This window comes from Pseudomonas sp. F007 (genome assembly GCF_057814275.1).
The window spans coordinates 1-11,877 of record NZ_JBVATA010000018.1; the positions used below are offsets into that span (position 1 = coordinate 1).

At 60.7% G+C, this 11,877-nt stretch carries 6 protein-coding genes, 1 rRNA gene and 1 pseudogene; 5 read left to right on the top strand and 3 right to left on the bottom strand.

The features are described from left to right. From rrf to ACZYR5_RS29475, 3 genes and pseudogenes are all read left to right on the top strand, one after another. Positions 1-109 (top strand): 5S ribosomal RNA (gene rrf, locus ACZYR5_RS29465); the annotation flags it as partial. 284 nt (positions 110-393) lie between these two features. Further along, positions 394-1,419: pseudogene (locus ACZYR5_RS29470) on the top strand (HAMP domain-containing protein); the annotation flags it as partial. Positions 1,420-1,488: 69 nt separating this feature from the next. Further along, positions 1,489-2,274 (top strand): methyl-accepting chemotaxis protein, encoded by a 786-nt coding sequence (locus tag ACZYR5_RS29475; RefSeq protein WP_489092907.1) that lies wholly within the window; start codon positions 1,489-1,491, stop codon positions 2,272-2,274. On the opposite strand, the gene ACZYR5_RS29480 is transcribed toward ACZYR5_RS29475, so the two are convergent. Next, positions 2,264-2,977 (bottom strand): GntR family transcriptional regulator, encoded by a 714-nt coding sequence (locus ACZYR5_RS29480; protein WP_489092906.1) that lies wholly within the window; start codon positions 2,975-2,977, stop codon positions 2,264-2,266. The genes ACZYR5_RS29475 and ACZYR5_RS29480 overlap by 11 nt on opposite strands. A gap of 255 nt (positions 2,978-3,232) precedes the next feature. Here ACZYR5_RS29480 and lapG point away from each other — a divergent pair, with 255 nt between their 5' ends. Continuing rightward, positions 3,233-3,922: a cysteine protease LapG gene (lapG, locus tag ACZYR5_RS29485; RefSeq protein WP_489092905.1), complete on the top strand. Its 690-nt coding sequence runs from the start codon at positions 3,233-3,235 to the stop codon at positions 3,920-3,922. 14 nt (positions 3,923-3,936) lie between these two features. Then, positions 3,937-5,883 (top strand): cyclic di-GMP receptor LapD, encoded by a 1,947-nt coding sequence (gene lapD, locus ACZYR5_RS29490; protein ID WP_489092904.1) that lies wholly within the window; start codon positions 3,937-3,939, stop codon positions 5,881-5,883. Positions 5,884-5,926: 43 nt separating this feature from the next. Here lapD and ACZYR5_RS29495 read toward each other — a convergent pair whose 3' ends face one another. Continuing rightward, positions 5,927-6,265 carry a tryptophan synthase subunit beta gene (locus ACZYR5_RS29495; RefSeq protein WP_489092903.1) on the bottom strand — a complete coding sequence of 113 codons (339 nt, stop codon included), beginning with the start codon at positions 6,263-6,265 and terminating at the stop codon, positions 5,927-5,929. A gap of 137 nt (positions 6,266-6,402) precedes the next feature. After that, on the bottom strand, positions 6,403-11,877 hold a 5,475-nt coding region (locus tag ACZYR5_RS29500; protein WP_489107626.1), incomplete at its 5' end, for an immunoglobulin-like domain-containing protein.

An 11,877-nucleotide genomic window follows, 5' to 3' on the forward strand; every position in this document is an offset into this window, starting at 1 on the left:
ACCATAGAGCATTGGAACCACCTGATCCCATCCCGAACTCAGCAGTGAAACGATGCATCGCCGATGGTAGTGTGGGGTTTCCCCATGTGAGAGTAGGTCATCGTCAAGATTAAATTCCGAAACCCCTGTCTGCATCGCAGACAGGGGTTTTGTCGTTTCAGGGCAGAAAGAATCGCCCCCGTCCCCTGTAAAGCCCGGCTGCGAACGCTCTAGTTCAATAATTAACGGGTTTTTGCAGAGATTGCACCGCCCCCCGCATAAAAGCCTAAGTTTTCCCGGGTTGGTGCCGAAAGACTGTGGGAGACATGCGCGCACCAAAGTAGAGCAGCCCCAGAGCGGCCTATGAGCTCATTCGGAACGCATCCCTACTCTTTGCATGAGAAGTCCCCTGACATGAATCTCAAGTTCAGCCATAAAATCCTCCTGGCCGCTTCAGGCGTAGTGGTCCTGGCATTTGCCTTGTTCACCTTGTACAACGATTACCTGCAGCGCAAGACCATCCAGCAGAACCTGGATTCCTCGGTCCAGCAGGCGGGTGAACTGACCGCCAGTAGCGTGCAGAACTGGCTCAGCGGACGCATTCTGGTACTCGAAAGCCTGGCGCAGAACGTCGCGCACCAGGGCGCCACCGCCGATCTGCCAGGGCTGGTCGATCAATCCGCCTTCACCTCGAATTTCCAGTTCACCTACGTGGGCCAGGTCAACGGTGCGTTTACCCAGCGCCCCGACGCGAAGATGCCCGAGGGTTACGATCCTCGCCAGCGTCCCTGGTATCGCCAGGCCGTCGCTGCCGATCGGACCATGCTCACGCCGCCGTACATGGCTGCAGTAGGCGGGTTGGTGGTGACCATCGCCATGCCGGTAAAGAAGAACGGCGAGTTGCTGGGCGTGGTCGGTGGTGATTTGAGCCTGGCAACCCTGGTCAACATCATCAATGCGGTGGATTTCGGCGGCATCGGCCATGCGTTTCTCGTGAGTGCCGACGGTCAGGTGATCGTCAGCCCGGATAAAACCCAGGTAATGAAAAACCTCAAGGACATCTACCCGGGGGCCAATGTGCAGATCGGCCAGGGCAACCAGGACGTGCGTCTTGATCAACAGGATCGGATTCTCTCCTTCACCCCGGTCAGCGGCTTGCCCAATGCACAGTGGTACATCGGTCTGTCGATCGATCGAGACAAGGCCTACGCCGCGCTAGGTAAATTCCGCACCTCGGCCCTGATTGCCATGTTTGTCGCCGTGAGCGCGATTGCAGTGCTCCTCAGCCTGTTGATTCAGGTACTGATGCGTCCGCTGACCACCATGGGCCGTGCGATGCAGGATATTGCCCAGGGGGAGGGCGACCTGACCCGGCGTCTCGCCGTGCAAAGCAAAGACGAGTTCGGCGAACTGGGCGGAGCCTTCAACCAGTTCGTCGAGCGCATTCACGCCTCGATCAGTGAAGTCTCGTCCGCTACGCGCCAGGTGCATGACCTGTCGCAACGGGTCATGGCATCGTCCAACGCCTCGCTGGTCGGCTCCGATGAGCAAAGCGCGCGGACCAACAGTGTCGCCGCGGCCATCAATGAGCTGGGCGCTGCCACCCAGGAAATCGCCCGAAACGCCGCCGATGCCTCGCAACACGCCAGCGGTGCCAGCGATCAGGCTGATGACGGTCGGCTGGTGGTCGAACAGACCATTCTGGCGATGACCGAGTTGTCACAGAAGATCAGCCTGTCGTGCACCCAGATCGAGACCCTGAACGCCAGCACCGACAACATCGGGCACATCCTCGACGTGATCAAGGGCATCTCCCAGCAGACCAACCTGCTGGCACTTAACGCGGCCATTGAAGCGGCGCGTGCCGGGGAGGCCGGGCGCGGTTTTGCGGTGGTGGCGGACGAGGTGCGCAACCTTGCCCATCGCACCCAGGAATCGGCTGAAGAAATCCACAAGATGATCACGTCGCTGCAGGTCGGCTCGCGCGAAGCGGTGTCGACCATGAATGCCAGCCAGGTCTCCAGCGAGCAAAGTGTGGAAGTGGCGAATCAGGCGGGGGAGAGGCTGGTCAGCGTGACCCAGCGGATTACCGAGATCGATGGCATGAACCAGTCGGTGGCTGCCGCGACCGAAGAGCAGACTGCCGTGGTCGAAACGCTTAACGTGGACATCAATCAGATCAATCTGCTGAACCAGCAAGGCGTGGCCAATCTCAACGAAACGCTCAAGGATTGCGACGCCTTGTCCCTGCAGGCCGGACGCCTGAAGCAGTTGGTGGACAGCTTCAAGATCTGACGGATTTCTGCGCAGGGGGCTCGAGGCTGTTGAGGTAGCGCGTGATGACCTCGACAGCGCGGTTCAGGTGATGGGTCAGCTTTGCCACGCACAGGTCGATGTCCCGGGCCTGTGCGGTGCGCAGCAGCTCACGGTGATCATCCTGGGTGAGTTTGCCCAGGCCCATGGCGCCGAGGTTGAAACGCAGGAAGCGCTCTTCCTCCCACAGGCCTGTTTCGATCAGGCTCAACAACCTGCGATTGGGCGCCTTGCGGTACAGGGCCATGTGGAACAGGCGGTTGAGTCGGCCGATTTCGGCGTAGTCGCTTTCGTTGTCCAGGTGTTCGATGTGGCTGGCGGCTTCAGCGAAATCGTCGTCATCGAGCAGCGGAATCGACAGGCGCAAGGCCTCGCACTCCAGCAGGATACGCAGCGCGTAGGTCTCGGCAGCATCACCCTCGATCAGCGGTGCTACCACCGCACCTTTGTGCGCGACCACATGCAGCAGCGATTGCGCTTCCAGTTGGCGCAAGGCCTCGCGTACCGGCATGCGGCTGACGCCGAACAGGTCGGCCAGGTCTTGTTGACGCAGGGCCATGCCGCAGGGCAGGCGGCCGTCGAGAATGGCCGAGCGCAACGTCTCCTCAATCACCGCGCGCGCCAGATGTGCGGGAATCGGTCCATTGACCGTAATGCTGCTGAGAGGGTTGGGCTTTTGCGCCACGACGGCGGCCTCCGACGGCGATAGATTGGATCCAATGCACACTAGTGGCTGGATATTACCTTGTCAAACGGCTGCGACAATGCCTTTTTCCGGCGATTCATGCCACTGATGCCTACAGTGGATAAACACCCTGCGTTCAATCGCTGAACACCTCATAAGTTTAGCTCGCGGGGACTGATTGCAGTGTGCCATTGTCTTTTGCCAGTCCAGGCTGCACCATCCCTCGATTGCCCGTCGCCCTTCGGAATCACTGCATTGCTGGCACGTTTCGCTCTCCCTCGGACCCTGCGTTGGCTGTGCTCGGCATTGCTGATCGGCAGCGTCATGCTGGGTGCCTTGCAGGCCGACTGGGACTTCTCGCTGATCAGCCGGCGCGCCGAAGCGCTGTACGGGCCTCTGGGCGACGGCAAACAGCGGATCGACGCTTGGCAGCACCTGCTGGCCAGCCAACAGCAGACGCCGGAGCTGGAGCAGCTCAAGGTGGTCAATCTGTTTTTCAACAAGCAGATGCGTTATGTGGAGGACATCGACCTGTGGCGCCAGGTGGATTACTGGGAGACGCCCATCGAAGGGCTGTGGAAGGGCGCCGGCGATTGTGAAGACTATGCGATCGCCAAGTACTTCAGCCTGCGTCACCTCGGAGTGTCCAGTGACAAACTGCGCATTACCTACGTCAAGGCCCTGCGCCAGAACCGCGCGCACATGGTCCTGACCTATTACGCCAGCCCCGACGCCATGCCGTTGGTACTCGACAGCCTGGTCGACACGATTTCGCCCGCCAGCCAGCGTACCGACCTGTTGCCGGTCTACTCCTTCAACGCCGAAGGGCTGTGGCTGTCGGGCAAAGGTAACCAGAAGGTCGGCGATACCAAGCGCCTGTCCCGTTGGCAGGATGTACTGAAAAAAATGCAGGCCGAAGGATTTCCGGCCGAGACGACCCATTAGGAGCATGCACGCGGATGTCTTTGTTCAAACAGTTGTTGATCGCTATCTGTCTGTTCCTGGTGGTGGCCTTTACTGGCAGCTTCATGGTCAGCCTGGAAAGCTCGCGCACCCAGTACGTCAATCAGCTGCGCTCCCATGCGCAGGACGCTGCCACGGCGCTGGCGTTGTCACTGACGCCGAACATCGACGATCCGGCCATGGTCGAGCTGCTGGTCAGCTCGATCTTCGACAGCGGCTACTACGCGAGCATCCGGGTGGTCGACCTCAAGACCGACACGGCCATCGTCGAGCGCAGCGGGGCGCCTGACGTCAGCACGGTGCCGCAATGGTTCGTCAAATTGATCGGCCTGGAACCGGCGGGCGGCGATGCCCTGGTCAGTCGGGGCTGGAAGCAGGCGGCCAGGGTCGAAGTGGTCAGCCATCCGATGTTTGCCGTGGCCAAGCTCTGGCAGAGCGCCCTGGGTAGCCTGGGCTGGTTGCTGCTGTGTGGGGCGGTCAGCGCGGTGTTGGGGGCGTTGTTGTTGCGCCGCCAACTCAAGCCGCTGGACTACATGGTCAAGCAGTCGCACGCCATCGCCCGGCGTGAATTCCTCAGCCTGCCCGAGCTGCCGCGCACCCCCGAGCTGCGACGGGTGGTGCAGGCGATGAACCAGATGGTGGAAAAGCTCAAGGCGCTGTTCCAGGAGCAGGCCGAGCGCAGCGAGAAACTGCGCGCCGAATCCTACCAGGACAACCTCACCGGGCTGGCCAACCGGCGTTATTTCGAGATGCAACTCAATGCCCGGGTGAGCAGTGCCGAGCAGGCCAGTTCGGGTTACTTGCTGCTGTTGCGGGTCAAGGACCTGGCAGGGCTGAACCAGCGTCTGGGCGGACAACGCACTGACCAATTGCTGCAGGCCGTCGGCGAGCAACTGACACGCACTTGCGCCAAGTACCCGGAAACCCAGAACCTGATAACGCGCATCCGCGGGGGCGAATTCGCCGTGCTGGCGCCGGGTCTGGTCCGCGAAGAAGCCCTGCAACTGGCGCAGGGCCTGGACAGCGCCCTGGCCAGCCTGCACGCCACGGGTGCAACGGACGTGGCGTCGGTGGCAGCGATCGGCCTCGCGCCGTTCGCCCATGGAGACACCCCGCAGGCGGTCTTGACCCTGGCTGACCAGGCCTTGTCGCAGGCGGAAGGCGAGGGCGAGTCGAACTGGGCGTGCCTCGATCATCACGCTGCGGCGACGGTCGCTGACGACCACCACACCTGGCACAGGCTGCTTGACGAGGCGCTCGCTCAACAGCGCTTCCAGCTGTACTTCCAGCCGGTGGTTGCCAGCCAGGATCCGCAGTTGGTACTGCACTACAAAGTGCTGTCGCGCCTGCTCGACGAACAGGGCCAGACCATTCCGGCAGGACGTTTCCTGCCGTGGCTGGAGCGTTTCGGCTGGATGGCGCGCCTCGACCGGCTGATGCTCGAAGAGGTGTTGAGGCAAATGGCCGGACATAGCGAGTCGCTGGCGTTGAACCTGTCCGCGGCAACGTTGGCGGACCCGCAGGCGCTGAACAAGGTGTTCGAGATACTGCGCCAGCATTCCGACCTGGGTGCGCGCCTGACCCTGGAAATCGGCGAAGAGCAATTACCCGATCAAGCGGTGCTCGAACAATTGACCCAACGCCTGCGCGAGCTCGGCTTCAGCCTCAGCCTGCAACGCTTCGGTGGGCGCTTCAGCATGATCGGCAACCTCTCGCGGCTGGGCCTGGCCTACCTGAAGATCGATGGCAGCTATATCCGCGCCATCGACCAGGAAAGCGACAAGCGCCTGTTCATCGAAGCGATCCAGCGCGCTGCCCACAGCATCGACTTGCCGCTGATTGCCGAGCGCGTGGAAACCGCCGGCGAGCTGCAGGTGATTCGCGAGATGGGGCTGTTCGGGGTGCAGGGCCAACTGTTCGGCGAGCCGCAACCCTGGCAGTGAGGATAACGCGCAGCACACCCCGTTGGTCGGGGTGCTGCCGGCGTCAGATCAAGCCTTTTTCTTCTTCATTGATCAATTGGCTCAAGCCGCCCAGGACTTCACGTGCCTGGTTGCGGTCCATCAGCTTGGCCTGTGCCGCCGGTGGCAGGTCGGTGACGCGAATCACGCCTTTTTCCGTCAGCACCTGAATCAGGTCGTCGAGTACCCGGATCATCTCCAGGTCGCTCTGTTTCAGCTGTTTGAGACTGTTTTCCACCAGCTCGTCGCTGAACCAGTCCTGGATATCGTGGTGGTCGGCGGCCAGAGTTTCCGTCGCCTCGGCGTACGGCGCCGCCTCCACGCGCACCAGCGAGCCCTGTGCATCACGTTGCACGTAGAACATCGAGAATCCCTCATGAATGAACCAGCGTCGTGCCGTCAGCAGCATAGGCCAACGCAGGCGAGTATGCGGTGCTTCGCGGCAATCGTCACCCAGACACGCCCGGAGACCGCCCTTGCGAGCGGTCTCCGGTGGCCTGATCAACTGTTGTTATGGTCAATCTTGATGGTTGGGTCGAGACCGACCACCAGCGAATTGACACTCTGACCCGACCAGTTGTTGCCTTCCAGCTTGATCGTCACATCGGCGTTGGCAATACCGCCAGCCGCATTGAGCTTGCCTTCGGAACTGACTTGCAACGTCGACACGCCTTCAACCGTGGTGATTTTCAGGAAGTTGTCGATGGTGCTCGCCGACTCGCCCTGCAGCAGGTCACGCAGGTCAATGCGATCGCCTTCGCTGGCCTTGAAGTCCTTGATCACGTCGTTGCCGGTGTCACCTTGACGCCAGACGAAGGTATCGGCACCCGAACCGCCGGACAGGATGTCATTGCCTGTGCCGCCGATCAGGATGTCGTTGCCTTCACCGCCGTACATAGTGTCGTTGCCGGTGCCGCCGAGCAGGATGTCATTGCCCTTGCCGCCATCGATGATGTCGTTGCCACCCTGGCCGAAGATGATGTCGTTGCCGGCACCCCCCAGCAGGTTGTCGATGCCGTCGTGGGAGCCGGACACATCGAACGTGTTGTAGTGCTCGGTGATGTACTGGTGCACGGTGCTGGCGGTGACTTTGCTGATGTCGACCTTGGTTTCCTGGGCGACAAACGCCTGCATCGCCTGGAAACCCTCGCCGGCAATGCCGTTGAAGCTCACCAGGTCGCCGAAGATGATGTCGTTGCCATCGCCGGCATTGACCGTGTCGGCACCCGGCAGGGTTGCCTCGGTGTGACCGAGGATGGCGTTGGCCAGGTTGCTCGGGTCGATGTTGGTTTGTGGCTTGTTGTCGGTGTCGAACGGACTCAGGTCGGAAGTCTTGATGGCACCGTTCAGGCCGATCGCTTCGACCGATGACAGTTTGCTGAGCAACAGGAAGCTGCTGCTGGCGTTAGAGGCTGTACTGTCGTCGGTGTAGCTGCCTCCGCCATAGGTGGAGGAAATTTCATAGGTGCCATCACCCTGTGCGCGAATGGTGCCGATGGTGCCGTCTTTTTCCCAATTACCGTTCGAGTCCTCGACCCACTTGTTGACCTTGCCGCTGCTGGTAATCAACTGACGGCTAATGCCACTCAGGGTGATGTAAGCGGTATCGCCCAACTTGTAGTTATTGACGTTGAGGTAGTCATCCAGTCTGCCGTCAGTGGTCTTGGAGTTCTTGTAATCCACCACTATCGGGTTGGTCGACTCGTTACCCTGGTAATAGGTCGGCTTACCGTCAGTGATGAAGTAGGTGAGGTTGGTGGCGCCGGTATTGCCCTTGGCGACCGTGCTCTGGAAGAAGTTGGCGGTGGTTTTGAACACGTCCTCGTAGTTGGTGGCGCCACCGGATGCCATCGACCTGACGACCGCCTGCAGTTGTTCCAGCGCGCCCGAGTCATTCAGGTTGACGGTGACAGTGGTGTTCACCGTGTCATCGAAGGTCGCCAGGAAGATGTTGACCGTCCCCGACGTATTCGCCCCGAGGCTCGCTTTGAGCGCGCTGAACATCTGGCTCAACGAGTTTTTCGCTGCCGAGATCGAGCTGTCCATACTGCCGGACGTATCGACCATGAACGCAATGTTGTAGTTCTTGCCCTGAACCACGTTCAGGCCGGCGACGTCGGCAACGATGATGTCGTTGCTGTCGGTGCCGGCAATAGTGTCGTCCTTGGTCGTCCCCACCATCGGGTTGTACGTCGCCGGGAAGATGGTGACCGGCAGCGTCGCCGAGGTTGGCGCCGAGCCGCCCAGCGATTCCGTCGAAGTCGAAGTCACCGTCAGGTTGAACGAGGTGCTGAGGTACGGCGGCGGGGTGATGGTCAGCGAGCCGAGACTCCAGCCAGTGACATTCGCCTCGCCATTACCCGCGGTAGCGGTGAAGGTGTGACCCGCGCCATCGCTGAGTACGGAGCCCGCCGGAATCCCGCCGATCTTCACGCTCAGGCTTTCGGAGCCGTCGCGGTCGGTCAGTTCGGTGGTGATTGCCGACAGTTTGATGCTGCCGCCTTCCGGCCCGGTATTGAGCTTGTAGCCGTCGTAGTAACCCTCGCCATTGCTGCCATGCAGGTCGGAGACCGTCACGCCAGCGTTGATCAGGTCGGTGACCCCGGTGTAGATCGGCACGCCGGCATTGTTCAGGTCGAGCGTCGGACCGTTGTCCACCTTGAGGTTGACGTCGTAGCTGCCCGGGCCGCTCTGGTTGTGGTGGTAGATGTCCAGGGTGTAGTAGCCGCTGGTGGTCGGCGTGTACGAGCCGCTGATCGAGCCGCCGGCACCCCATAGGGCACTGGCCACGTTTTGTCCGCCGATGGTGATCAGCAGGCTGTCGTCGGCGCTGCCGGTGAAGGTGTAGACCTTGCCCGCCTCGAGGTAGATCAGGCCCGAGGTTTTCGAGGCGATACCGGCGGTCACGCTGCTTTCCTGCACATCGCTCACGGTGGTTTTGCTGTTGGCGGTACCTGCCGCATCGATCACCGATTTCAGGGTGTTGGTCGGTGCACCGCTGCCCACACCGTTGTAGCCGGTGTTGAGGGCGGTGAGGCCGGTCCAGGTCTCCTTGATCAGGCCCGTGGAGGCGACGTTGGTGCCGGCGATGCTCAGGGTCGGCGCGTCGGCTTGCGGAGTGATGTCGACCTTCAGGGTTGCTTCGCTGCCCAGGTTGAAGCTGTCGGTTGGCTTGAACTTGATCTGCGCATAGTCCGCCTTCTGATTGCCCACGCCGTTGCCGCCGTAACCGTCGACACCCGATTCATTGAGGGCCGGCTTGAACGTCAGCTTGCCGGCCTGAATATCAGCCTGGCTGATGGTCTGGCCTGCGGTGACCGCGACACCGTTGAACAACAGACTGCCATTGGCCGGCAGCCCGGTGATGGTGACACCCAGCGGAGTGTCGCCGTCGACGTCACTGATATTGAAGTTGGCCCAGTTCAGGGTCAGGGTGGTGTCTTCGACACCGGTGACTGCACCGCCAGTGGCTGCCGGCGCGTGGTCGTTATCGAGGATGTCGGTCCTGACGCTATCTTCGCCCACCACCAGCTTTTCAAAGCCGCCGCCACTGAACGAATCGATGGTGACCTTGAAGTTCTCGGTGCCTTCGACCACATGGTCAATGAGGGTCTTGATGTCGAAGTTGACGCTGCTGGCGCCGGCCGGAATCTTGACCTGGAGCACACCCTGGTAGTCGCTGCCATTGGCCGCGGTGCCGCTGTACTTGAGGTTAACCGTCACTTCAGTTTGCGACTTGTTCGTCAGGTTCAGCGTGTAGTGCGCGCTTTGACCTTCAATGACCGACTTGTCACCGCTGATGCTCAGGACGGTCTGGTCGGCTTCGGCCGCCGGTTCGTCGCTGACGGTGACGGTGATTGGCGTTTTGTTCAACACCAGGTTTTCGTAGTTGTGAGTGCCAGTCACTTCTTCGATTTTATTGACCACGTTTACCGGATCGTTGACGTAGATGTTGTCCTTGGCCGTAGTGGTGGAGCCGCCACTGGCCGCGCCCGCCGGCACGGTGATGAGAGTGCCGTCGCTGAGCTTGAAGGTCAGGTCGCCATGGTTCTTCAGTTCCATGCCAGCGGCATTCGTCAGGGTCACGGTGTAGGTGACCTGTCCACCTTCGGCGACAGAGGTTTTGTCCACGCTCAGCTTGGCTACGACATCGCTGATGGTGTCGTTGATCTGCACAACACCTGGCACTTTGCTCAGTTGCAGGTCTTCGAAGACCTTGCCCGGCACGCTGGCGCCGGTGATGGTGACGCTCAGCGGGCCGCCGTCCAGGTAGACGTCATCACCCTGGATTGGCGCGGTGTAGATCGCGCTGGTCTGGCCGGCCTTGATAGTGACGCTGGCGTCGCCGCTCAACCTGACGATCAGGTCATCGGCCAGGGCTTTGTTGATGCTGACGGTGAAGGTCGGGTTGGCGTTTTCCAGCACAGGACCATTGCCAGCAATGCTCACGGTGACCGTGTCCACGGTGTCATTGATCTGCACCACACCCGGCACTTTGCTCAGTTGCAGGTCTTCGAAAACCTTGCCCGGTACGCTGGCGCTGTCGATGGACACGCTCAGTGGACCGCCGTCTTTGTAGACGTCGTCGCCTTGGATCGGCGCGGTGTAGATCGCGCTGGTCTGGCCGGCCTTGATGGTGACGGTGCCGTGATCGCCGCTCAGCTTGACGATCAGGTCATCTTTCAACGCCTGGTTGATGCTGACGGTGAAGGTCGGATTGGCGTTTTCCAGCACTGGACCGTTACCGGCGATGCTGACGGTGACCGTGTCCACGGTGTCATTGATCTGCACCACACCCGGCTCTTTGCTCAGTTGCAGGTCTTCAAAGACCTTGCCTGGCACGCTGGCGCTGTCGATGGACACGCTCAGTGGACCGCCGTCTTTGTAGACGTCATCACCCTGGATTGGCGCAGTGTAGATCGCCGAGGTCTGGCCGGCCTTGATGGTGACGGTGCCATGGTCGCCGCTCAACTTGACGATCAGGTCATCTTTCAACGCCTGGTTGATGCTGACAGTGAAGGTTGGGCTCGCGTTCTCGAACACGTCGCCGTTGCCTTTGATACTCACCGTCACCGTGTCCACGGTGTCGTTGATCTGCACCACACCCGGCTCTTTGCTCAGTTCCAGGTCTTCGAAGACCTTGCCCGGTACGCTGGCGCTGTCGATGGACACGCTCAGCGGGCCGCCGTCTTTGTAGACGTCGTCGCCTTGAATCGGTGCGGTGTAGATGGCCGAGGTCTGACCCGCCTTGATGGTGACGGTGCCATGGTCGCCGCTCAACTTGACGATCAGGTCATCCTTCAACACCTGGTTGATGCTGACAGTGAAGGTCGGGTTGGCGTTTTCCAGCACAGGACCATTGCCAGCAATGCTGACCGTCACGGTGTCGGTGGTGTCGTTGATCTGCACCACACCTGGCTCTTTGCTCAGTTGCAGGTCTTCAAAGACCTTGCCCGGTACGCTGGCGCTGTCGATGGACACGCTCAGTGGACCGCCGTCTTTGTAGACGTCGTCGCCTTGGATCGGAGCGGTGTAGGTGGCCGAGGTCTGGCCGGCCTTGATGGTGACGGTGCCATGGTCGCCGCTCAACTTGACGATCAGGTCATCCTTCAACGCCTGGTTGATGCTGACGGTGAAGGTTGGGCTCGCGTTCTCGAACACGTCGCCGTTGCCTTTGATGCTGACGGTGACCGTGTCTACGGTGTCATTGATCTGCACCACACCTGGCTCTTTGCTCAGCTGCAGGTCTTCAAAGACTTTGCCCGGTACGCTGGCGCTGTCGATGGACACGCTCAGCGGACCGCCGTCTTTGTAGACGTCATCGCCTTGAATCGGTGCGGTGTAGATGACCGAGGTCTGGCCGGCCTTGATGGTGACGGTGCCGTGATCGCCGCTCAGCTTGACGATCAGGTCATCTTTCAACGCCTGGTTGATGCTGACAGTGAAGGTTGGGCTCGCGTTCTCGAACACGTCGCC